Genomic DNA, 19,374 nt, shown 5'->3' with positions numbered 1-19,374 from the left:
CAACAGGACGGAATGTGCACGTGACAAAACTCGATGTCATCACCATCGGCCGCTCCTCGGTCGATCTCTACGGCGCCCAGGTCGGCGGCCGGCTGGAGGACATGAGCTCCTTCAACAAGTATATCGGCGGTTCGCCCACCAACATGGCCACCGGCACGGCAAGGCTCGGCCTGAAATCCGGCCTGATCACCCGGGTCGGCGACGAGCATATGGGCCGCTTCATCCGCGAGGAACTGGAGCGCCACGGTGTCGACACGCAAGGCGTCATCACCGACAAGGAACGGCTGACGGCGCTCGTCCTGCTCGGGATCCGCGACCAGGAACAGTTTCCGCTGATCTTTTATCGCGAGAACTGTGCCGACATGGCGCTGCGCGAGGACGACATCGACCCGGCCTTCGTCGCCTCGGCAAAAGCCGTCGTCGCCACCGGCACGCATTTGAGCCACCCGCAAACGGAAGCGGCCGTCCTGAAGGCCTTGCGGATTGCGCGCGAGAACGGCGGCCGGACGGCGCTCGACATCGACTACCGGCCCAACCTTTGGGGCCTGTCCGGCCATGGTGACGGCGAACTGCGCTTCATCGCATCGGATAAGGTTACGGAAAAGCTGCAATCGACGCTGCATCTCTTCGACCTGATCGTCGGCACGGAGGAGGAATTCCACATTGCCGGCGGTACCACCGACACGGTCGAGGCCCTGCGCAATGTGCGCAAGGTCTCCGCCGCGACGCTGGTCTGCAAGCGCGGTCCAATGGGGGCGACAGCCTTCGAGGGTGCCATTCCGGACAGCCTCGATGACGGTGTCTCCGGCCCCGGTTTCCCGATCGAGGTCTTCAACGTGCTCGGCGCCGGCGACGGTTTCATGTCCGGGCTGCTCAAGGGCTGGATCACCGGCGAAGACTGGGTCACCAGCCTCACCTACGCCAATGCCTGCGGCGCCTTTGCGGTGTCGCGGCACGGCTGCACGCCGGCCTATCCGAGCTGGGAGGAACTGCAGTTCTTTTTGAAACGCGGCGTGAAGAACAGCGCCCTGCGCAAGGACCCGGAACTGGAACAGATCCACTGGTCCACCAACCGGTCGCGCCTGCATGGCGGTGACTGGTCGACCATGCGTGTCTTCGCCTTCGATCACCGTATCCAGCTGGAACACATGGCCGATGACGCCGGCGCGGACCGCGCCCGCATAAGCCCCTTCAAGAACCTTTGTCTCGACGCGGCGCTCAAGGTCGCGGACGGTCAGCCCGGCCACGGCATCCTGTGCGACAGCCGGCTCGGCCGCGAGGCGCTTTATCGGGCCGCCGGAACCGGCCTCTGGATCGGGCATCCCGTGGAGTGGCCAGCCTCCCGGCCGCTTGCACTGGAACCCGAGATCGGACCGGATTTCGGCGGCCTGGCCGAATGGCCGTCGGAACACGTGGTCAAGGTGCTGTGCTTCTATCACCCGGATGACCCCGACGACATAAGGGTCGACCAGGAAGACGTGCTCACGCGTCTCTTTGCCGCCTGCCGTCGCCACCGCCTGGAAATGCTGCTGGAAGTGATCCCCTCCAAGGTCGGTCCGGTTGACGACACCACCACCGCGGACATCATCCGGCGCATCTACGAGATCGGCATCTATCCGGACTGGTGGAAACTGGAGCCGATGACCTCGAGCGCGGCCTGGGACAAGGCCTGCAAGGCCATCGCCGACAACGACCCCTACACCCGCGGCATCGTCGTGCTCGGTCTCGACGCGCCGGAAGACGAGCTCGCCACAAGCTTTGCGGAAGCCGCCCGTTATCCGCTGGTCAAGGGCTTTGCCGTCGGCCGGACGATTTTCGCCGATGCCGCCCGCAAATGGCTCGCTGGGGAATTGACGGATGAAGCTGCCGTGGCCGACATGGTAAGCCGGTATGGCCGGCTTTGCCGTATCTGGGACACGGCCCGCGCCGAGGCCCGCCTCACCGAACCGCAAGGAATTTCCGCATGACCGCAACGATCCGCCTCACCGCGGCCCAGGCGATGGTCCGCTATCTTTCCGCGCAGATGACCGAAGACGGCGAGCGCTTCATCGACGGCATCTGGGCGATCTTCGGCCATGGCAATGTCGCCGGCCTCGGCGAAGCCCTGGAACAGGCCGGCAACGCCCTGCCGACCTGGCGCGGCCAGAACGAGCAGACCATGGCCCATTGTGCCATCGCCTATGCCAAGGCGAAGAAACGCACCCGCGCCATGGCGGTGACCTCCTCCATCGGCCCGGGGGCCACCAACATGGTCACCGCCGCCGCCCTTGCCCATGTCAACCGGCTGCCCGTTCTGCTGATCCCCGGCGACGTCTTCGCCAACCGCGCGCCGGACCCGGTGCTGCAGCAGGTGGAAGACTTCGACGACGGCACGGTCTCGGCCAATGACTGTTTCCGGCCGGTGTCGCGCTATTTCGACCGGATCAGCCGCCCCGAACATCTCCTGACCGCGCTTCCGCGCGCAATGCGCGTCATGACCGACCCGGCCAATTGCGGTCCGGTGACGCTCTCTTTCTGCCAGGACACCCAGGCAGAGGCGTTTGATTATCCAGAGAGCTTCTTTGAGCCGAAGGTCTGGCGCATCCGCCGGCCGGAGCCGGATGCCCGCGACATTGCCGACGTGGCGGAGCTGATCCGCGCGGCGAAAAAGCCTGTGCTCGTCTGCGGCGGTGGGGTGATCTATTCGCAGGCAGAGGAGACGCTCGGTGCCTTTGCCACGACCCATGGCGTTCCGGTGATCGAGACCCAGGCCGGCAAGTCGGCGCTGGCCCAGGCCCATCCGATGAACTTCGGCGCCGCCGGGGTCGACGGCGCCGCCTGCGCCAATGCCCTCGCCGAAAACGCCGACCTCGTCATCGGCGTCGGCACCCGTTTCCAGGACTTCACCACCGGTTCCTGGGCCCTCTTCAAGGAACCCGGCCGTAGGCTCGTCTCGATCAATGTCCAGCCCTACGATGCCGGCAAGCATGGCGCGGTCGGGGTTGTCGGCGATGCAAAGGTTTCGCTGGAAAAGCTCTCCGCTGCGCTCGGCTCCCACAAGGCTTCTTCGTTCGACCCTCAGGCCCGCCTCGACTGGCTGGCCAGGGTCGACGCCCACTGTGCCGCCCGCACCAATGTGCCCGCAGATTACCTGCCGCTCGACGCCGAGGTGATCGGCGCGGTGCAGCGGACCTCGTCGGACAGAACCATCGCCATGTGCGCCGCCGGCACCATGCCGGGCGCGCTGAAACTTCTGTGGCAGGCGCCCGAGGGCGGCTATCACATGGAATACGGCTATTCCTGCATGGGCTACGAGATCGCCGGGGCCATGGGCCTCAAGCTGGCCCGGCCGGACCGGGACGTGGTCTGCTTTGTCGGCGACGGCTCCTACATGATGGCCAACTCGGAACTGGCAACGGCGGTGATGCGGCGGGTGCCGTTCACGGTGGTGCTGACCGACAACCGCGGCTATGGCTGCATCAACCGGCTGCAGATGGGCACCGGCGGCGAGCAGTTCAACAATCTCTACAAGAGCTCCAATGTCGAGACCCAGCCGGAGATCGACTTCGTCGCCCATGCGGCCGCCCTGGGCGCGCATGCGATCAAAGCGAAGGACATTGCCGACCTGGAGGCGCAGATCCTGGCCGCCAAGGACCGGGCCATCCCGACGGTGATCGTGATCGACACGGATCCGATGCACGGTCCGGGCGAGGCCGGCGGCGGCCACTGGTGGGACGTGGCGGTGCCGGAAGTCTCTCAGCGTGCCGAGGTGAACAAGGCCCGCGAGGGCTATGTCGCCGCGCAGAAACACCAGAGCCTGGTGGAGTGAGGAAAGCAAAACAAGAAGCGTTTCGATCACTCCACACAACGTCATCCCATGGCTTGACCATGGGCCTGCCCTCGACGACATCGGGGGATCCATGCCGATTGCTAGCCCAACGCAAGACTGTGCTTGTGGCATGGCAACGGCATGGATTGCCGCGTCAAGCCCGGCAATGACGAAGTTCGGAAAGGCCTCAGGATGAGGTCCGGATTTGAATTCGATTACCAGCAACACGCTTTTAGGAGCGTCACAGGACGACAGCCATGATCCTTTACGGCACCAACCCGATTGCCTGGGCCAATGACGACGACCAGAGCCTCGGCGCGCATATACCGACAAGCCAGATCCTGGAAGAGGCCTCGAAGATCGGCTTCGACGGCATCGAGAACGGCCACCGCTGGCCGGACGAACCGGAAGCCTTGAAACAGCTTCTCGGCAGCCACGGCCTGAAATTCATTTCCGGCTGGTACTCGCTCAACCTGCTGGCGCAATCCGTCGAGGACGAAAAGAAAGCCATCCAGCCGCATCTCGACAAGCTGAAGCACAATGGCTGCAAGGTCTGCATCACCTGCGAGACCTCCAACACCATCCAGGGCTCCCAGACCGACATCAACGGCAGCCCGGTGCTGACGGCTGAGGAAATGAAGGCCTTCGGTGCCAGGGTCGAGGAGCTTGCCGCCTTCTGCGCGGACCAGGGCATCGACCTTGTCTATCACCACCACATGGGCACGGTCGTCGAGACCCCGGACGAAATCGACGCCTTCATGGCCGCGACCGGCCCGGCCACCAAGCTGCTGTTCGATGCCGGCCATTGCTACTTCGGCAGCAACGGTCAGGATCCGGCCCCGATCCTCCAGAAATACGCGGACCGTGTGAAACACTTCCACGCCAAGAATGTCCGGCCTGCGGTGATGAAAGAGATCCGGGACAGCAAAAGGTCCTTCATGGACGGCGTGCGTGCAGGTGTCTTCACGGTGCCTGGCGATGAAGAAGGCGGTGTCGATTTCGCACCGCTGCTGAAGATCCTGAAGGAAACCGGCTACCAGGGTTGGATCGTGATCGAGGCGGAACAGGATCCGGAGGTCCGCAATCCGTTCCACTATCAGAGCCTCGGCCTGAAGACCCTGAAACAACTCGCAAAGGAAGTGGACCTGACATGAGCAAACTTCTCGTCAAACCGTCCGGCACGTCCGGAAAGGTGCATGACATCACGCCGGAGAGCGCCGATTGGGGCTATGTCGGTTTCGGGCTTTATCATTTGAACGCTGGTGAAACCGCCTCCGAGACAACCGGTGACAGGGAAGTCATCCTTGTTCTGGTCGAGGGCAAGGCGATGATCACCGGTGCCGGGGAAAGCTTCGGCCAACTCGGCGACCGCATGAGCGTCTTCGAACGCAAGAAGCCTCATTGCGTCTATGTGCCCAATGGCAGCGACTGGTCGGCAACCGCGACCACGGACTGCGTGCTCGCGGTGTGCACCGCGCCCGGCAAGGGCAACTACCCGGCCCGGGTCATCACGGACATCGGCCAGGTGGAGCGGGGCAAGGGCGCCAACACCCGCTACATCCACCCGATCGCCATGGAAGAAAGCGATATAGCGGACAGCCTGCTCGTGACCGAAGTCTTCACCCCGCAGGGCAACTGGTCGTCCTATCCGCCGCATCGGCACGACGAGGACAATTTCCCGGACATGACCTACCTGGAAGAAACCTATTATCACCGCCTGAACCCGAAACAGGGCTTCGGGTTCCAGCGCGTCTTCACCGAGGACGGAGAGCTGGACGAGACCATGGCGGTGGCGGACGGCGACGTTGTGCTGGTGCCCAAGGGCCATCACCCCTGCGGCGCGCCCTATGGCTACGAGATGTATTATCTCAATGTCATGGCCGGCCCCATGCGCAAGTGGCGCTTCCAGAACCATCCGGATCATGACTGGATCGCGCAAAGGGACGCGGGATAGCAGCCCGCATACAAAATGAAAAAAGGCGCCGGAGCGCCTTTTTTGCGTTTCGGATACAGCCGTGGTCAGGCGGCGATCAGGATGTGGTCGTCCGGCAACCGGTCCGCGAATTCCACCCCGCAACCCGACCCCGTCTCACGCACGACGGTCCCGTGGAGCACCATTCCATCCAGGAATTCCAGCGTCATCTTCTCGCCCAAGGGCACATCATGCATGTCGAGGATCTGCGCACCGGTAACGCTGACGTCGATCAACTGCGCCGTACGCCGGACGCCGCTCGCGAAGGTGATGGTGACATCCTCGGAGATTGCCTTGCGCGATGACCTACGGCGGTCTTCGACATCCTTGGTGACGTCCGCAAGGAACTTCTCGACTTCCTCGGCCAGGCTGCTGCTGGCATCCGACACCATGTTGGAAGCAGTGTTGACGGCTCCGGCCTCCTCGGAGGTCTGGACAACCGCGCTCGACACGGTCGACATGCTGCCTGCCGCCTCGCCGGTGCTGTCGCTGGCCGATCTTGCGGAACGGGCGATTTCCTGGTTGGCGGCCCGCTGTTCCTCGATGGCTCCGGCGACCGAGCTGGTCAGGTTCTTGATCTCCGAAACCTTATCCGCGATGTGCTCGATCGCGCCCGCGGCATCCTTGACGGACGTCTGGATGCCGGTGATGCGCCCGGAAATCTCGTCCGTTGCCTTAGAGGTCTGCTCCGCCAGTTCCTTGACCTCGGAGGCCACAACGGCAAAACCCCGGCCCGCCTCGCCGGCGCGCGCCGCCTCGATGGTTGCGTTCAGCGCCAGAAGGTTGGTCTGTTCGGCGATGTCGCGGATCAGGTTGACGACGCTGCCGATATGCTCCGCGGATTCCGACAGGGTCTGGACATTGCGGTTGGTCGCCTCGGCCGCTTCCACCGTTTCCATGACAATCCGGGTGGTCGCCTCGGTCTGGCTGGCGATCTCCTGGACGGATGCCGTCATCTCTTCCGTGGCCGCGGCGACGGCGGCGACGTTTTCGGACGCACTGCTTGACGCGTGACCGGCCGTGTCGGATTCCGACTTGGCATTGGCGGCCAGCTCTTCCAGCGTATGCGCCGCCTCGCGCATGCGTCCCATCTGGTCGCTGACGGTCGCCAGCCGATCCGACATGATCGTCTTGAAGTCCTTGATCAGGTTTTCCAGGAAGGCCTGGCGCTGACGCTCCCTGTCTCGCTCGCCCCTGGCATGATTTTCAAGTTCCATGCGCTGGATCGTGTTTTCCTTGAAAACGTCAACCGCCTTGAACATGTCGCCGATTTCGTCTTTGCGGCTGGCGTCCGCCGTTTCCACCTTGGTGTCTCCGCCCGCGAGACGGCTCATGGCGTCGACAAGCACGTTGATCTTGCCGGTAATCGCACGTGCCGCGAACAGCCCGACAATGGCAGCAATTGCCAGGAGGGCGATGCCTGCGATCAGCATCCGGTTGCGCATGGCCAGGACCGGCGCAATCGCTTCTTCGTAAGACTGCATCGCGACAACGGCAAACTTGCTGCCGTGATAATCAAAACTGACAGCCGAGATATCCAGTTTTTCATCCCGGTGCAGAGTGTCGAAACCGAAGGCTTCGCCTTGCGCGAATGCCGCCTCGACCACCGGGCTTTCCAGCCTTGTCGCCAGAATGTCGTTCAGGTCCCGGGTATATTCGGTGTCGTTGCGCATCAGCCGGTCTTGACCGATCAGGGCAAGTTCACCGGTGTCTCCAAGACCCAGATCGTGGCGCATCAACGCGTTGATCTTGTCCACGGGCATCTGGAACGCCAGCACGCCGACCACATTGCCGTCGTCGCGGATGGGATAGGCAATGAAGCTGGCGGGCGCATCAAAGCTCGGGCCGTAGGGCGCAAAGTCTTCAAACGCCACTGTCTCATCGCCGGTGATCTTCATCGCCTTGCGGAAGACTTCCCCGAGGTCCGTCGCGGCCCACTTGCCGCCGTCAGCCTGGAAGTTCGTTGCGTAGTCCAGTTCCTTGAACACGGAATAGACCAGGTTGCCGTCCGTATCGAACAGGAAGACGTCATAATAACCCTGGTCCTGCTGAAGATTGCGAAACCAGGGGTGATATTTCGCGTGCACGTCGTCATAGGCCGACCCGGTATCGGCCCGGTCAAGCAGGTGCTTCTCGCCGGTCGGATGTGGATTGTCCGTGATATAGGCGGCCTGCAGGGTCGGTTCCGGATCACCGCCGGACATCTTCCAGAAGTTCCAGACATTGGCAAATTCCTGGACCGCCGCCGCGGTACCCGGATGCCCTGCGGTCAGGATCAACTCCCGTTCGATTGCCTGCAGGTAGGCCAGCGTTTCGTCCTTGCCGGTCTCGGCAGCCGCCTTCAGGCGTTCTTCCGTCAACTGGTTGATGCTGCTGACAGAGGTGAAATAACTGGAAATTCCAATTCCGATACCGACAATCGCGGCCGCACCGACCACCAGTGCCGGAATTTTTTTAGACAGGCGCATTTCCGAAAACATCCGCTTCCCCCAGAAGACACGGCAAATCCCGCAACATGTCTTTAAAAATAGGAAGAAGAGACCAATGAAATCTTAACTGCATCACCTAAAGTAAATAGAAGGTAATTCTACGGACGAAACTCGAAAAGACCAATGAAAACTTATTGATATTTATTACAATGAGGTTTTCCGGAACTCGAATCAGAACGCAGTTGCCTGCCTGCAACCGGCCGTCACGTGGCCTGGGCGGGCTCCAGGCAATCCACCAGCGCACCGCGATGCCGGATCACCCTGCCCGCAAGGCCGGCACCTGCGTCCACGCTTTTGGCGACATCGCCGGAGATCAGGAACTCAGCCAGGAAAGCGGCGTTGAAACTGTCGCCGGCCGCCGTTGTATCAACAATGCCGGACACGGGTTTGGGCTGAAAGGTCTGTCGGCTCCCTGCCGTCGCGCAGATCACTTCCTCCGGACCGTTCTTGACCACCACCATGCCGGCACCGGCAGCAAGATACCGGTCGGCGCTGACATCGGGCGCGGGATCGGAGAAATGCGCCAGCTCGTCCTCGAAGGACGGCATGACGAAATCGCACAGTCCGGCCGCCTCGGTGACACAGGCACGCATCGTGTCCGCGTCTTCCCACAGGCGGGGCCGCAGGTTGGGATCGAACGCCACCCTTGCGCCGTTCGAGCGCGCCTTGCGCAAGGCGTCCAGAAACGCCGTGCGGTCTTCGTCCGGCAGGATCGCCAGGGTGATTCCACTGAAATAGATCAGGCCTGCCCGGCCCAGAACGCGCTCAAGATGCGCCCGGTCACTCGCCAGGCAACGGGCAGCCGACTGAGAGCGCCAATAGGCGAAGCTGCGTTCTCCGTCCTTCAGCTGGATTATGTAGAGGCCGACGGTGCGGTCGTCCCGCTTCTGGATCGCGGACGTATCGATATCCGATCCTTTCAGGAAGGACAGCATCTGGTCGGAGACATTGTCCTCACCGACGGCGGTGTAATAGCCGACGGTCCAGTTCGGTGGCAGGCATTTGCGCGCATACCAGGCCGTGTTCAGCGTGTCGCCGGCAAAGCCCATGGCAAAGGTGCCGTCTCCTGTCGGCGCCATTTCAACCATACATTCTCCAATGGCCAGAAACTGTGTCGACAAGGGGCGCTCCTAGAGGTTTGCGGACCGGAAAAACTAAAGGCGGACATTCCGCAGAAATCAGCGATTTAAATCCATTAGCATAGATCACTCGGCTTGAGAAATCGGCCCAAAGTCCAATGCCGTCGGCCAAAGCGGTTTGGCATTCTTCAAAAGCGCGGAAAGCCGCCTTGCGGCGGTCGCAGAAAAATTTTTGGCAGCTTCATGCCGGAGCGCACGAAGCTCTTCGCGAGCTGGTCGGTGAGACGATGGCGTTTACGCGCCGCTTCCCTCGTCCGCAACGAACACCTCGGTGTTCGCGCCTTCGAGCGCGGCAAGATAGCCGGCCGGCACCGGCCGGTCGGTGAAGATCGCGTCGACATCGGCAAGATGCCCGCCGCGCACATGTGCACTGCGCCCGAACTTGCTGTGGTCGAGCACCAGGTAGGATTTCCGGCAATTGGCAAGGATCGACTGGCGCGCGGCAACCTCGTCCTCGTGAAAGTCGAGCAGCGTGCCGTCCTCATCGACGCCCGCGACGCCGAAGATACCGATATCGACCTTGTAATTGGCGAAGAACGCCTGTGCCGCGGAGCCCAGGACGTCCCGGTCCCCATGGCGCAGGCGGCCGCCCGTGATGGTGACCTGGAAGGACGGGTTGCCCGAAGCCGAGAAGGCGACGTTCAGATTGTTGGTAAAGACGGCCAGCCTGTCGTGGCCGGTCAGCGCCTGCATGACGATTTCCGGGGTCGTGCCGATGGAAAAGGCCAGCGACTGGTTGTTGTCCACATGCCCGGCGACAAGCTTCGCAATCAGTTGTTTTTCAGGGAGGTTGAGAATCTGGCGGGTTGAATAGTGGATGTTGGAAGCCGGGGCAGGCGGTTCGACGCCGCCATGGGTGCGGCGCAGGACACCAAGCTCGCACAATTTGTTCACGTCCCGTCGTATGGTCTGCGTCGTGACATCGAATCGCTCCGCCAGCTCCTCGACAGAGGCAAATCCGGCCAACTGCACCAGATCCGCGATTTCAGCCTGACGTTTTGAAATTTCTATTTGCCCAAGCATGTTAATTGATCCGACATCATCCAATTGCTGCGGCCGCGGCCAAAGCCCGTTTGTTTCCAGGGCATCTTGTTGACTCGCAAAAACCTGTCTTCGAAACCCGGTTAAATCATGTTCATATGAACCTTACTCGACGCTCATATGAACATGATATGACAAATGGAGAAAGCTGGTGGTGCAACACGGCACCGTAAAAGCGAAAAAGATTTGAAAATTCCTTGCGTCCGAGAGGGCCTTTGAAAGTTTCCAGGCGAGGCGATTGCCCGTCCGGATCATTGAAAAGACGCCACAATTCGGAAGATTTCTGTCGGCCGACCGCTTAAGCCAGCTACCGTGCGGATACAAAATCGGACCAGGCATGGCGCGGGCGCACACCTCCGACTTCACTTCGTCATCCAACTGTCAATCGATTGTCATGCACCCTTCCTAAGTAACTCCCGGGTTCCCCCACACCATCGGGAGATGTCATGAAAACGATTATTAGCTCAACGCTGGCGCTGGCCCTCACCGGCTCCGTCGCCGTCGCCCAGGACGCCCTGCCGCAGCAGGACAACGACTGGTTCACCGCCGCACAGGCTCAGCTGGAGGCGAAAGCCGCCGTCCAGCCGAACACCAACAAGGCCAAAAACGTGATCATCCTGATCGCGGACGGCAATGGTGTCGGCACCAACTACGCCACCCGCCTGTTCGATGGCCAGCAGAACGGCAATTACGGCGACGAACACGTCCTGCACCACGAGACGTTCCCGCACCTGGCTCTGGCAAAGACCTACAACGTCAATGCCCAGACACCGGATTCTGCCGGCACAGGCACCGCGATGCACTCCGGCGTGAAGACCAAGGCCGGCGTGATCGGCGTCGATGAGACGCTGAACCGGGGCGACTGCTCACAGGTCGAAGGGGCAACCGTCGTCAACGCTGCCGAAATCTACTCCGCCATGGGCAAGTCCGTCGGCGTGGTCTCGACCGCGCGCCTGACCCATGCCACCCCGGCATCGGCCTACGCACATTCCGCCGACCGCAATTTTGAAGACGACAGCAAGCTGCCGGAAGGTTGCCAGGTCCCGGACATCGCCACCCAGATGATCGAAGCCGTCAAGGCTGGCCGTGTTGACGTTGCTCTTGGCGGCGGCCGCCGTCACTTCATCCCGAAGGACGTCACCGACGAGGAAGGCAAGGCCGGCAAACGCACGGACGGCAAGAACCTCATCGAGGAGGTGAAGACCGCCGGCGCCCAGTACGTCCATGACGATGAGACGTTCAGGGCGGCCAGGCTGGACGGCACTCCGCTGGTCGGCCTGTTCGAATCCTCGCACATGAAATACGAGGCCGACCGCACCGGCGAGCCGAGCCTTGCCGAAATGACGGAAGCGGCCATCAAGGCGCTTCGGAACAACGAGGAAGGCTTTTTCCTGACTGTCGAGGCCGGTCGTGTCGATCACGCCAACCACGACGGCAACCTAGCCCGCGTCGTTCGTGATGGCGTCGCCTTTGCCGAAGCGGTCGCCAAGGCCGATGAACTGACCGACGACGAAGACACGCTGATCATCGTCACCGCCGACCACGAACATGCGATTGCCTTCCAGGGTTATGCGGGCCGCGGCTCCGACATCCTGGGCCTGTCCATGAAGATCAACCCGGCCGGCATCGAAGCCCTGGACGAGCCGAACCTGGCAGCGGACGAAAAGCCCTACACCACGGTTGGCTACCTCAACGGAACGGGCACCATCCTGACGGAAGACCAGGACTGGTTCGGCACCCGGCCGACCCTGACCCAGGAAGAAGCCACCGATATGGACTATGTCCAGCAGGCGCTGATCCCGATGTCCTCCGAAACCCATTCCGGCGAGGACGTCGCGATCTACGCCAAGGGCCCGTTTGCGCATCTTTTGAACGGCACCGTGGAACAGAACTTCGTTTTCCACGTCATGCACCACGCCGCGACCGCCGAATAACCGGCATCGCCCAGAACCGGAAAGGCCCGCCCCGCCGCGGGCCTTTCTCCTTTCCGTCACCCGGCAGCGTCATGACGAGACGCGAAAAGAGCTCAAACTGGAGACCGGCATGGATCGCAGACAGCTTCTAATCTCCGGCCTGGCCTTCGGCGTGTCGGCGGGTTTCGGCATTCCCGGGTCCGCCAAGGCCTCCGGCGAACCGCTGAAGCTGCGCGCGCTCTACAACAAGGACCGGAGTTTCTCCGATCTCGCCAAATCGCTTGAAGGCCGGCGGATCACCGTTGACGGATTCATGGCGCCACCGCTGAAGGCGGAAATCCGTTTCTTCGTTCTGACAAAGAAGCCCTTGGCCGTCTGCCCCTTCTGCGAAACCGAGGCGGAATGGCCGGACGACATTCTGGCGATCTACACCAAGCGCACGGTGGAAGTGATCTCCTTCAACCGGAAGATCGAAACCAGCGGCGTTCTGGAACTCGGCAGCTTCAAGGACCCGGACACCGGCTTCGTCAGCCGCGTGCGTCTGGTCGATTCCGTCTACGGGCTGGTGTGAACCGGCAGATGACCCTTTCCCTGAGCATTGAAGACCTGACGGTCAAATCCCCGCGGGGCCGCACCCTGCTGGCCTGCGGCCGGTTCGCCGCAGGACCGGGAGAAGCCATCGGGTTGCGCGGGCCTTCCGGTGCCGGAAAGTCGACCTTTCTCTACGCGCTTGCCGGCCTGCAGCCTGCAATGACCGGCCAGGTTTCCTGGCAGGGGACAGATCTTGTCCGGCTGGGCGACAGCGCACGCGCCCGCTTTCGCCGTGAAAATATCGGCATGATCTTCCAGGATTTCCTTCTCTTCGAGGAACTCGGTGCATTCGGCAATGCCACGCTCGCGACCGCCTTCAACGGCGCGGACAAGCGCCGGTCGATCCGGCAGACGGCGCAGCGGTGTCTCGAGCGGCTCCATGTCCCGAAGGACAGGCGCACGGTCGACAGTTTTTCCGGCGGCGAACGGCAACGCACGGCGATCGCGCGGGCCCTTGCCCACGATCCGGCCATCATCCTGGCGGACGAACCGACCGCCAGCCTCGACCGCACCACGGCGGACGCACTGATCTGCGACCTGATCGATCTGGCACGCACGGAAAGGAAGACCCTGATTGCCGTCAGCCACGACGCTCATCTTCTGGAACACATGGACCGTGTCGTCGACATCGCCGACGGCCGCCTTGTGGGCGAGGCAACCGGTGCCTGACCTGATCACGAACGCCTGGCATTCCCTGTCGCCGCTTGCCCAGGACAGCCTGTGGCTGCTCCTTTTGCTGGCTCCGGCACTGTTCGCGGGTGTCGCCGTGTTGTGGGGTTTCCGGCCACTGGCACTGGTGGGCGCGCTGCTCTGGCGTTACCGGTGGACCAACCTGACCTTTGTTCTCCTGATCGCAATCTCGGTCGGCATCGGCGTCGGCCTGATCGCGCAGGAAAGGGGCCTCAGGAAAGGCACGGCCCGGGCCGCCGACAAGTTCGACCTGATTGTCGCCGCCCCCGGCAGCGAGATCACCATGATGTTCGCCGCCGTCTACCTGCAGCCGAGCGACGTCCCGTTGCTGGGTGGCGAAGCCTTTCACGAGATTGCCACCCATGACAGCGTCGACCTTGCCGCCCCGCTCGCCTTCGGGGACAGTTTCCGGGGATCGCCCGTCGTCGGCACCACCGCAGATTTCATCCAACACCTGACCGGCGGCCTCGAGGCAGGCCGGCTGTTTCAGTCGACGACGGAAGCGGTCGCCGGCTCCGCGGTGACGCTCGACCTCGGCGCCCGGTTCGAACCGGCCCACGGAGTTGGCGACGCCGCCGAGAATGACGCCCATGCCGGCGCGGCGCTGACCATTGTCGGCAGGATGCCGCCGACCGGCAGCCCCTGGGACCGTGCGATCCTTGTGCCTGTCGAGAGCGTCTGGAAGGTGCATGGACTGATGAACGGTCATGCACCGGAGCGACGCACACAGATCGGACCGCCTTTCGACAAGGACTATTTTCCCGGAACACCCGCCATCCTCGTGCGCGCGGAGGCGCTCTGGGCGAATTACGCCCTGCGCTCGGACTTCACCCGCGACGACATGATGGCTTTTTTTCCCGGTGCGGTGCTGGCCCAGCTTCATTCCCTGATGGGCGATGTCCGTCAGGTCATGTCGGTCATGGCCGTCCTGACCCAGGTCCTGGTGACCGCCGGTGTCCTGACGGGACTGATCGTGCTGGCGCGGCTGTTTGCCAGACGGCTGGCGCTGCTGCGCGCCCTCGGCGCGCCCGGCCGGTTCGTCTTCGCTGTTGTCTGGGCCTACGCGGCCACGCTGATCGCCGCCGGTGCGCTTGCCGGCCTTGCCGTCGGCTGGGTAGCCGTGGGTGCTGTCTCGAAGGTGGTGACGGCCCGCACCGACATTCTCGTGACGGCCACACTCGACTGGCCGGAATTCCACCTGATCGCGGGTTTTGTCAGCTTCACCGTGCTGCTCGCCCTGCTACCCGCCTTCATGGCAATGACACGGAATATCATTACAGATCTGCGCGCCTGATCTGTTCTCCCGGAGTTTCTTCCATGCGCGTCTTCGTCCTGCTGCTGCCAGTATTGCTCCTGTTTGCACAGCCCGCCCCGGCCTCCGACACGCACGCGGTCTCGAAGGACCATGCTCACGAGAAGCCTCATGACGGCGACTATCAGGAACACCCGGATCACAAGGGCGGTGCCAATGGCGTGACCGCCCTGCATGCCTGGATACCGGCAACTTCCGACAAGGAAGCCCTGCTTTTTGTCGAGATTGAAAACGGTTCGGACGCAGTGGTCCGCTTCCTTGGCGCCGAAACCGAAATGGCCGACATGGTCGAGCTGGTCGGGTTCCAGATGACCGACGGCGAAGCGGCCTATGTCCCCCTTCCCTCCGTGCCGGTCAAACCTGGCAAGGACCTGGTCCTTGCCCCCAACGGCCTCGCCCTGCGTCTCACCGGCCTGAAACAGGCATTTGAAAAAGGAGACACATTCGAGATCGAACTGGAATTCGATTTCGGCCATGTCGACATGCCCGTCCAGGTCGAGGCCGCGAACGCCACCCGGCACAGCCATGCCGGGCACCAGCACTGATTTTTAGGGACCGTTGCCTCTGCAAAGCACGATTGCTGTAATTACCCCCACCCTTGTTCCCTCCCCACAAGGGGGAGGGAGACGAATGTCGCCTCATCAGAACAAGCGGCAGTATGCGCGTCCTGTGCCTGTCGCAAAATGAATGAAACGGCGCTTCCCAGTCCCCCTCCCCCTTGTGGGGAGGGGTTAGGGGTGGGGGGTTCCGGAAAATCAATGCAGCGCCGGTTTACCTGTACAGGAACGATTTGCCGTTGCTGTCGAAGAGATGCAGCTTGTCGGCGGCCGCCGTCAGGCGCACATTGGTGCCTCTCGCGATCTGGTGGATGCCGGGCAATTTCGCGATCAGGCCCGGGTCGCCGTTCTGGGCCTTGAAATAGAGCACCGTGGTCTCGCCCAGCGCCTCGACGATCTCGACGTCCGCCGACACCAGGAAGTCGTCGCTGTCCGTGACCGTCAGGTCCTCCGGACGCACGCCCAGCTTGACGGTCTGGTCCTTGTCGCTGCCCAGCGAGGCAATCGGCACGTCGGCGTGGCCGCCATCGGACATGACCACCGAAGTCCGGTCACCTGTCGCGGTCACCTTGGCCTCGATCAGGTTCATGGCGGGCGAGCCGATGAACTGGGCGACAAAGGTATTGGCCGGACGCTCATAGAGCTCCAGCGGCGCGCCGAACTGCTCGACATCGCCGCCATGAAGCACCACGATCCGGCTGGCAAGCGTCATGGCTTCCACCTGGTCGTGGGTGACATAGACCATCGTGCTTTCGGGCATGCTTTCCTTGAGCTGGGCGATCTCGATCCGGGTCGCGACACGCAGGGCCGCATCGAGGTTGGACAGCGGTTCGTCGAACAGGAACACTTTCGGATCCCGGACGATCGAACGGCCGATGGCAACACGCTGGCGCTGGCCGCCGGAAAGGGCTTTCGGCAACCGGTCGAGATACTGCGTCAGCTGCAGCCGGTCCGCCGCCGCGCGCACCGCCGTGTCGATCTCCGCCTTGGACTTGCCCGCCAGTTTCAGCGCGAAGGCCATGTTGTCGTAGACGGTCATGTGCGGATAAAGCGCATAGGACTGGAACACCATGGCGATGCCGCGCTGTGCCGGCGGCACGTCGTTGACGACCATGCCGTCGATCTCGAGCGTGCCGCCGGTGATCTTCTCAAGACCGGCGATCATGCGCAACAGGGTCGATTTTCCGCAGCCGGACGGCCCGACAAAGACGATCAGCTCGCCCGCCTCGATGTCCAGGTTGATATCGCGCAGAACTTCGACGGTCCCGTAGGACTTGCAGACATTTTTCAAGGACAGGGATGTCATGCCGGCTGCTCCCAATTTTTGATTATGTTCATGTTATTTGACCGATCCCGCGAGAAGCCCGCGTACGAGATAGCGTTGCATCAGGAAGAACACCGCCAGCGGCACCGCAATGGAGACAAACGCCGCCGTAGCCAGGATTTCCCAGTTGCCGCCGCGTGTTCCGAGGAGCTCCACGATCTGGTTGGTCATCACCGTGGTCGAGCCGGTGCTATCGATCAGGAACACCTTGGCCACCAGGAGATCGTTCCAGGTCCACAGGAACTGGAAGATCGCGAAGGAGGCCAGTGCCGGGAAGCTGAGCGGCAGGATGATCCGTGTGAAGATCTGGAAATCCGTCGCCCCGTCGACCTTGGCGTTTTCGATGATGTCCCGCGGCAGACCGACCATGTAGTTGCGCAAGAGATAGATCGCCAGCGGCATGCCGAAGGCCGTATGCGCCATCCAGACCCCGAGATAACCTTTTGCACTGACGGCATCGCCTGGCTCGAAGCCCAATAGTCTGCCTAGGGCATTGGGCTCTGCCAGCACTCGGAGGTTACTTGGGTCTGGTTGACCTAAGAAGGACACAACCAACTCCGCAATCTGACCATGCAAGGTAAGCAACGGGATCAGGGCAAGCTGCAAGGGCACCACCAGCAAAGCCACGACCACCGCGATCAGCAGCGCTCTTCCACGGAAATCCATCCAGGCCAGTGCATAGGCGGCAAAGGCCGCGATCACGATCGGGATGATGGTCGCCGGGATGGTCACGGTCAGCGTGTTGAAAAACGCCTTGGCCATGTTGTCCTGGCCGGAACCGGAAAACAGGATGGTCGCATAATTCTCCAGCGAGAATTCCGGCGGCACGGTCGCCGTGATGAAGATCCGCTGGCCGCGGCCGGAGATCTGCTTGTCATTGCCGCGCCACACGTAATTGCCGTCCGGCTGCAAGGTCACGCTTTCCCCCCCCTTCAGCTCGGCGGTCTCGCCGGGCTGATAGGCGGCGACATCGCGCGAGGAGACGCCCCAGGCCTTGATGTCACGCGGTGCGCCTTCGAAAATATTACCCGTGACGACAAACATGTCGCCGTCGGCCACACGCGTGTCGTCGGGATCGGTGGTGCGGTAGACCTCGTTCTGTTCCGACGGGAACAGCGCCGCCCACCAGCCGGAGCTCGAGATCTGGTCGGCGGAGCGGAACGATGACACGAACAGGCCGACGGTTGGAAACAGCCACAACAACACGAGCGCGGCGACGGAAAGATGAACGGCCCAGGTGAGCCCGGACTTTTTACCGGCGATACTGGCCATTATTTCATCTCCTTCCGGGCATTGTAGACGTTCCAGACAAGGATCGGTGTCACCAGCAGCATGATGATGATGGCACTGGCGGAGCCGATGCCCCAGTCGTTGGCGCGGAAGAGCTTGTCATACATATAATTGGCCAGGACCTGGGTTTCCCACTGGCCGTTGGTCATGGCGAAGACGATGTCGAACACCTTGAGCACCGTCAGCGTGATCGTCGTCCAGACGACCACGATCGTGCCCATGATCTGCGGCACCTTGATCTTGAAGAAGATCTGGAACGGGTTGGCCCCGTCGATGATGGCCGCCTCGATGGTTTCCTCCGGAATGCCGCGCAGCGCGGCGGACAGGATCACCATGGCAAAACCTGTCTGGATCCAGATCAGCACCACCATCAGGAAGAAGTTGTTCCAGAAGGACAGTGTCAGCCAGGTCTGCGGCTCGCCATAGGGCAGGTCCACGATCCAGACGCCGACCGCGGAGCTGACCGAAAGCCAGATCAGCCAGACGCCCGCGACGGCCACCAGAAGACGCAGGGGCAGAAGCCAGGGCGAGCGGTCCTGGCCCTTGGCGACGATGTCCCGGACGAACAGCCAGGCGACATAGGCGACGATGGCGGCGAAAGCCAGGTACATGAGTGTCGGCAACACCTGCAGCATCAGCACCGAGCCGATGCCGCCGTCGAATTTCAGCCAGACCGCGTTCAGGACACCGATCTGGTTCTGGTCCGCCGGACGGGTGTCGTAGATCAGCTTGAAGATCACCGAGGCGCCGACAAACGAGATCGCCATCGGCATGAAGATAAGCGACTTGGCCAGGTTGCCCCATTTGATCCTGTCGGTCAGCTGCGCCACCAGAAGCCCGAAGGCGGTGGACGCGGCCGGCACGACGATCAGCCAGAGCATGTTGTTGCGCACGGCTTCCCAGAACTTCGACTCGTTCATCATCTTGCGGTAGTTCTCGAAGCCGATAAAGGCGCCGTCGAGCGACCGGTCTGTCAGCGACAGGCGCAGGGTCTCGAACACCGGATAGGCGAGATAGAGCGTCAGCGCGAAGATCGCCGGAAACAGGAACAGCCACGGGCGCACCATGTTGGCCCGGTTGATATTCCGCCCCGCATTCGGCCCGACGGCCGGAAAGATCACCCTGTCGAGAACGACATTGGAAAAGAAGAAATACCCGAGACACGCCCCAACGCCGATAACGATGGTGACGAGACCCAATAAGGCCGGGTTGTCCGTAAGCATGGCCGTTCCCTCCCGATTTGATTAT

General features: G+C 62.2%; 15 protein-coding genes. 9 read left to right on the top strand and 6 right to left on the bottom strand.

Features of this window, described 5'->3' with window-relative positions:
* Positions 1–20: 20 nt before the first annotated feature.
* The 4 genes from O6760_RS12570 (at position 21) to iolB (ending at position 5,762) form a co-directional block, all read left to right on the top strand.
* Positions 21–1,967 carry a bifunctional 5-dehydro-2-deoxygluconokinase/5-dehydro-2-deoxyphosphogluconate aldolase gene (locus tag O6760_RS12570; protein ID WP_269585700.1) on the top strand — a complete coding sequence of 649 codons (1,947 nt, stop codon included), beginning with the start codon at positions 21–23 and terminating at the stop codon, positions 1,965–1,967.
* The gene (gene iolD / locus O6760_RS12565; protein ID WP_269585699.1) at positions 1,964–3,808 is read left to right on the top strand and encodes a 3D-(3,5/4)-trihydroxycyclohexane-1,2-dione acylhydrolase (decyclizing); all 1,845 of its coding nucleotides are present in this window, start codon (positions 1,964–1,966) and stop codon (positions 3,806–3,808) included. Before O6760_RS12570 ends, iolD begins: the two co-directional genes overlap by 4 nt.
* 257 nt (positions 3,809–4,065) lie before the next feature.
* Positions 4,066–4,962, top strand: coding sequence for a myo-inosose-2 dehydratase (gene iolE, locus O6760_RS12560; RefSeq protein ID WP_269585698.1), 897 nt, complete (start codon positions 4,066–4,068; stop codon positions 4,960–4,962).
* A complete protein-coding gene (gene iolB / locus O6760_RS12555) occupies positions 4,959–5,762 on the top strand; it encodes a 5-deoxy-glucuronate isomerase (protein ID WP_269585697.1) in 804 nt (267 codons plus the stop codon). The genes iolE and iolB overlap by 4 nt, the downstream gene beginning before the upstream one ends.
* A 65-nt stretch (positions 5,763–5,827) precedes the next feature.
* Here the strand turns inward: iolB and O6760_RS12550 are convergent, their stop codons facing one another.
* From O6760_RS12550 to O6760_RS12540, 3 genes are all read right to left on the bottom strand, one after another.
* Entirely contained in the window at positions 5,828–8,260 is a 2,433-nt protein-coding gene (locus tag O6760_RS12550; protein WP_269585696.1) for a methyl-accepting chemotaxis protein, read from the bottom strand.
* A gap of 212 nt (positions 8,261–8,472) precedes the next feature.
* A complete protein-coding gene (locus O6760_RS12545) occupies positions 8,473–9,390 on the bottom strand; it encodes a sugar kinase (protein ID WP_269585695.1) in 918 nt (305 codons plus the stop codon).
* Between the two features lie 252 nt (positions 9,391–9,642).
* Positions 9,643–10,431: a DeoR/GlpR family DNA-binding transcription regulator gene (locus tag O6760_RS12540; RefSeq protein WP_269585694.1), complete on the bottom strand. Its 789-nt coding sequence runs from the start codon at positions 10,429–10,431 to the stop codon at positions 9,643–9,645.
* A 464-nt stretch (positions 10,432–10,895) separates the two neighbouring features.
* Here O6760_RS12540 and O6760_RS12535 point away from each other — a divergent pair, with 464 nt between their 5' ends.
* The 5 genes from O6760_RS12535 to O6760_RS12515 all read left to right on the top strand — a co-directional run bounded on the left by O6760_RS12535 (position 10,896) and on the right by O6760_RS12515 (position 15,500).
* Positions 10,896–12,383, top strand: coding sequence for an alkaline phosphatase (locus O6760_RS12535; RefSeq protein WP_269585693.1), 1,488 nt, complete (start codon positions 10,896–10,898; stop codon positions 12,381–12,383).
* A gap of 109 nt (positions 12,384–12,492) precedes the next feature.
* Positions 12,493–12,933: a hypothetical protein gene (locus O6760_RS12530; RefSeq protein ID WP_269585692.1), complete on the top strand. Its 441-nt coding sequence runs from the start codon at positions 12,493–12,495 to the stop codon at positions 12,931–12,933.
* 8 nt (positions 12,934–12,941) lie between these two features.
* On the top strand, positions 12,942–13,622 hold the full coding sequence (locus O6760_RS12525) for an ABC transporter ATP-binding protein (protein ID WP_269585691.1): 681 nt from the start codon (positions 12,942–12,944) through the stop codon (positions 13,620–13,622).
* Positions 13,528–14,937, top strand: a complete 1,410-nt coding sequence (locus tag O6760_RS12520; protein ID WP_269585690.1) for an FtsX-like permease family protein — start codon at positions 13,528–13,530, stop codon at positions 14,935–14,937. Before O6760_RS12525 ends, O6760_RS12520 begins: the two co-directional genes overlap by 95 nt.
* Before the next feature lie 23 nt (positions 14,938–14,960).
* Positions 14,961–15,500, top strand: coding sequence for a copper chaperone PCu(A)C (locus tag O6760_RS12515; RefSeq protein ID WP_269585689.1), 540 nt, complete (start codon positions 14,961–14,963; stop codon positions 15,498–15,500).
* 226 nt (positions 15,501–15,726) lie between these two features.
* Here the strand turns inward: O6760_RS12515 and O6760_RS12510 are convergent, their stop codons facing one another.
* Genes O6760_RS12510 through O6760_RS12500 form a run of 3 tightly spaced genes read right to left on the bottom strand, consistent with a single transcriptional unit; the run spans position 15,727 to position 19,349 of the window.
* Entirely contained in the window at positions 15,727–16,818 is a 1,092-nt protein-coding gene (locus tag O6760_RS12510) for an ABC transporter ATP-binding protein (protein WP_269585688.1), read from the bottom strand.
* 33 nt (positions 16,819–16,851) lie between these two features.
* Positions 16,852–18,108 carry a carbohydrate ABC transporter permease gene (locus O6760_RS12505; protein ID WP_269585687.1) on the bottom strand — a complete coding sequence of 419 codons (1,257 nt, stop codon included), beginning with the start codon at positions 18,106–18,108 and terminating at the stop codon, positions 16,852–16,854.
* Positions 18,108–19,349, bottom strand: coding sequence for a carbohydrate ABC transporter permease (locus O6760_RS12500; protein WP_442969874.1), 1,242 nt, complete (start codon positions 19,347–19,349; stop codon positions 18,108–18,110). The genes O6760_RS12505 and O6760_RS12500 overlap by 1 nt, the downstream gene beginning before the upstream one ends.
* Between the last annotated feature and the right edge of the window lie 25 nt (positions 19,350–19,374).

Origin of the sequence: Roseibium sp. Sym1, from assembly GCF_027359675.1 — a bacterium.
Classification (GTDB): domain Bacteria; phylum Pseudomonadota; class Alphaproteobacteria; order Rhizobiales; family Stappiaceae; genus Roseibium.
The sequence above is the reverse complement of the archived record's forward strand: the minus strand, read 5'-3'. Positions and strand labels throughout refer to the sequence as shown.

Coding starts and splice junctions, on each gene's coding strand:
- iolD (WP_269585699.1), top strand. CDS start 1,964: ATGACCGCAACGATCCGCCTCACCGCGGCCCAGGCGATGGTCCGCTAT.
- iolE (WP_269585698.1), top strand. CDS start 4,066: ATGATCCTTTACGGCACCAACCCGATTGCCTGGGCCAATGACGACGAC.
- iolB (WP_269585697.1), top strand. CDS start 4,959: ATGAGCAAACTTCTCGTCAAACCGTCCGGCACGTCCGGAAAGGTGCAT.
- O6760_RS12550 (WP_269585696.1), bottom strand. CDS start 8,260: ATGTTTTCGGAAATGCGCCTGTCTAAAAAAATTCCGGCACTGGTGGTC.
- O6760_RS12540 (WP_269585694.1), bottom strand. CDS start 10,431: ATGCTTGGGCAAATAGAAATTTCAAAACGTCAGGCTGAAATCGCGGAT.
- O6760_RS12535 (WP_269585693.1), top strand. CDS start 10,896: ATGAAAACGATTATTAGCTCAACGCTGGCGCTGGCCCTCACCGGCTCC.
- O6760_RS12530 (WP_269585692.1), top strand. CDS start 12,493: ATGGATCGCAGACAGCTTCTAATCTCCGGCCTGGCCTTCGGCGTGTCG.
- O6760_RS12525 (WP_269585691.1), top strand. CDS start 12,942: ATGACCCTTTCCCTGAGCATTGAAGACCTGACGGTCAAATCCCCGCGG.
- O6760_RS12515 (WP_269585689.1), top strand. CDS start 14,961: ATGCGCGTCTTCGTCCTGCTGCTGCCAGTATTGCTCCTGTTTGCACAG.
- O6760_RS12510 (WP_269585688.1), bottom strand. CDS start 16,818: ATGACATCCCTGTCCTTGAAAAATGTCTGCAAGTCCTACGGGACCGTC.
- O6760_RS12505 (WP_269585687.1), bottom strand. CDS start 18,108: ATGGCCAGTATCGCCGGTAAAAAGTCCGGGCTCACCTGGGCCGTTCAT.
- O6760_RS12500 (WP_442969874.1), bottom strand. CDS start 19,349: ATGCTTACGGACAACCCGGCCTTATTGGGTCTCGTCACCATCGTTATC.